This window comes from Mesorhizobium sp. M7A.F.Ca.CA.001.10.2.1 (assembly GCF_003998575.1).
Classification (GTDB): Bacteria; Pseudomonadota; Alphaproteobacteria; order Rhizobiales; family Rhizobiaceae; genus Mesorhizobium.
Window position 1 is genome coordinate 1 of sequence record NZ_RZQY01000211.1, and the last position, 2,702, is coordinate 2,702.

The 2,702-nt window shown below is 62.4% G+C and carries 4 protein-coding genes; 2 read left to right on the plus strand and 2 right to left on the minus strand.

What is annotated here, in order from left to right; all coding sequences use genetic code 11:
• Positions 1 to 64 precede the first annotated feature (64 nt).
• Together EN964_RS15520 and EN964_RS15525 are read right to left on the minus strand one after the other, a co-directional pair.
• Positions 65 to 433 carry a four helix bundle protein gene (locus tag EN964_RS15520; protein ID WP_127271453.1) on the minus strand — a complete coding sequence of 123 codons (369 nt, stop codon included), beginning with the start codon at positions 431 to 433 and terminating at the stop codon, positions 65 to 67.
• 36 nt (positions 434 to 469) lie between these two features.
• Positions 470 to 1,639 (minus strand): isobutyryl-CoA dehydrogenase, encoded by a 1,170-nt coding sequence (locus tag EN964_RS15525; RefSeq protein ID WP_127271451.1) that lies wholly within the window; start codon positions 1,637 to 1,639, stop codon positions 470 to 472.
• A gap of 136 nt (positions 1,640 to 1,775) precedes the next feature.
• On the opposite strand from EN964_RS15525, the gene EN964_RS15530 reads away from it, so the two are divergent.
• Together EN964_RS15530 and EN964_RS38580 are read left to right on the plus strand one after the other, a co-directional pair.
• Positions 1,776 to 2,390, plus strand: a complete 615-nt coding sequence (locus EN964_RS15530) for a dimethylsulfonioproprionate lyase family protein (RefSeq protein WP_127268802.1) — start codon at positions 1,776 to 1,778, stop codon at positions 2,388 to 2,390.
• The coding region (locus EN964_RS38580; protein ID WP_245490656.1) for an AAA family ATPase at positions 2,390 to 2,702 on the plus strand (313 nt) is incomplete at its 3' end. The genes EN964_RS15530 and EN964_RS38580, both read left to right, overlap by 1 nt.

Below are 2,702 nucleotides of genomic sequence, written 5' to 3' on the forward strand. Positions count from 1 at the left end.
GTAGGCAGTAGGCAGTAGGCAGTAGGCAGTAGGCAGTAGGCAGTAGGCAGTAGGCAGTAGGGGTCTATTCGGGTGCAAGTTTGAAAATAAGCTGGCGAAGCATTTTGCCGATGCCCTCCGTGGATGTCAGCAACTGACTAGCTTGATCATGCGTGGCAAGGCCAATGCGTTCAGCGATCTGGAGGTGTGTCTCGAATTCCTTCAGCGAGCCTTGGGCAATCCTCAGAAATTGCTGATAGGAACCTCTGTTGTCTCGGCCATAACCTTCGGCGATGTTTGCAGGAATAGAGGTTGCTGAACGGCGGATTTGGCTGGTCAACCCATACAATTCCTCTTTTGGCCATGCCTTGGTCAAAGAATAGGTGGCGACAGCCAGATCCATCCCCTGCTGCCACACGATAAGATCCTTGTAGGAATTGATCTTGCCGGTCATCTCACTGCCTACTGCCTACTGCCTACTGCCTACTGCCTACTGCCTTCCAATTAATGCTCGCGCGATGATGACGCGCATGATCTCGTTGGTGCCTTCGAGGATCTGGTGCACGCGCAGGTCCCGCACCAGCTTCTCGATGCCGTAGTCGTGCAGGTAGCCATAGCCGCCGAGCAGCTGCAGTGCGTCGTTGGCGACATTGAAGCCGGTATCGGTGACGAAGCGCTTGGCCATCGCCGACCATTTGCCGGCGTCCGGCGCCTTGCGGTCGAGCTTCGCGGCGGCGGCATAGAGGAAAATACGCGCCGCCTGCAGTTCGGTCTCCATGTCGGCCAGCCTGAACTGCAGCGCCTGGAACTGGTTGATCTTCGAGCCGAAGGCCTTGCGCTCGGCGGTGTAGGAAAGCGCCTTGTCGAGCGCCGACTGCGCGCCGCCCAGCGAACAAGCGGCGATGTTCAGACGGCCGCCGTCGAGCCCGGCCATGGCGATGCCGAAACCCGCACCTTCGCCGGACAAAAGGTTCTCCGCCGGCACCTTGCAATCCTCGAAGATGACCTGGCGGGTCGACTGCATATGCCAGCCCATCTTGTGCTCGTTGGCGCCGAAGGAGAGGCCTGGCGCATCTCTGGGCACGACGATGGTGGAAATGCCTTTCGGCCCCTCAGTGCCGGTGCGCACCATGACGGCATAGACATCGCTGTCGCCGGCGCCGGAGATGAACTGCTTGGTGCCGTTCAGGACATAGTCGCCGCCGCTCTTGACCGCGCGCGTTTTCAGGGCCGCGGCATCGGAGCCGGAGCCGGGCTCGGTCAGGCAATAGCTGGCCAGCCATTCCATCGAGGTGAGTTTCGGCAGGAAGCGCTGACGCTGCTCGTCATTGCCGAAACGGTCGATCATCGACGCCACCATGTTGTGGATCGAGATGAAGGACGAAAAGGCCGGATCGGCGTGCGAAAGCGCCTCGAAGATCAGCACGGCGTCGAGCCGGCCAAGTGCCGAGCCGCCGACATCGTCCCTGATATAGATGCCGCCGAGGCCGAGCGGCCCGGTCTCGCGGATCACGTCGGCCGGGAAATGCTTGTTGCGGTCCCAGTCGAGCGCATTCGGCGCGACGCGGTCGGCGGCGAAGGCCTGCGCCATCTCCTGGATGGCGCGCTGCTCCTCGTTGAGTTCGAACTGGTTGGTGCTCGCATCGACCGCAGCGTCCATGGCGTGCTCCCTAATCTTCGACCTGTTGGCCTGTCGTTTTTGGCTTTGCGCGCGCACCAATCTAGACCAATGATGCCGCCGCGCAACCCGACCCTTCGCGGAGCGGCTGTGCACCAATGCATGCCCGGAGCACGATGTGACGACAAAATTCGATGAACTGCTGGGACAGTTCCACGCATACCTTGCGTCAGTCGATCACGCCCTGGTGCGCGATGCCGTGGCCCGGATCGGCTGGGACATGCCGGCTCGCACGCTGGAGCCGCATCCGCTCGCCTGCCTGAGCCATCTCGATCGCGCCGCCGAACTGGCGCCGCCAGATGCCAAGCCGCTGTTGCAACTGCTTGCCGAGCATCGGAATGATTTCCGCTGGGGGCAGACCTATGGCGAGGCGGACTTTGGAAAAGAGTTCATCGACAATTACGGCTGGCTGGAAGTGTTCGGCACCCGAGGCCACTTCGCCAATGACGAGGTCGCTGCCGGCCTGCTGATCCTTGGACCCGATATCGTCTATCCCGACCACCACCACGTCGCCGAGGAAATCTACATTCCGCTGACCGGCGGCGCCGAGTGGCGCATGGGCGAGAGCGGCTTTTGCATGCGCACGGCCGGCGAGGTCGTCCACCACGCGTCCAACGTCAATCACGCCATGCGCACCGGCAAAGACCCACTGCTGGCGCTCTACATCTGGCGCGGCGGGCCACTGGCGCAGAAATCCGATATTGCCGGAACCGTGGCGCAGGGCAGGGGCTGATGGCCAGAGCGATCATGCTGCAGGGCACGGGTTCGGATGTCGGCAAGACGGTGCTGGTCGCCGGCCTCTGCCGCGCGGCAAAAAAGCGTGGGCTGAAGGTGCGGCCATTCAAGCCGCAGAACATGTCGAACAATGCCGCCGTCGCCGACATTCCGGGCGACAACAAAGCCGGCGGCGGCGAGATCGGCCGCGCGCAATGGCTGCAGGCGATCGCTTGCGGTGTGGCACCCTCGGTCCATATGAACCCGGTGCTGCTCAAGCCGCAGACCGATGTCGGCGCGCAGGTCATCGTGCAGGGCAAGGTGTTTGGCG

Excerpts from the sequence above, each read along its gene's own strand:
- EN964_RS15520 (WP_127271453.1), bottom strand. The coding sequence starts at position 433 with ATGACCGGCAAGATCAATTCCTACAAGGATCTTATCGTGTGGCAGCAG.
- EN964_RS15525 (WP_127271451.1), bottom strand. The coding sequence starts at position 1,639 with ATGGACGCTGCGGTCGATGCGAGCACCAACCAGTTCGAACTCAACGAG.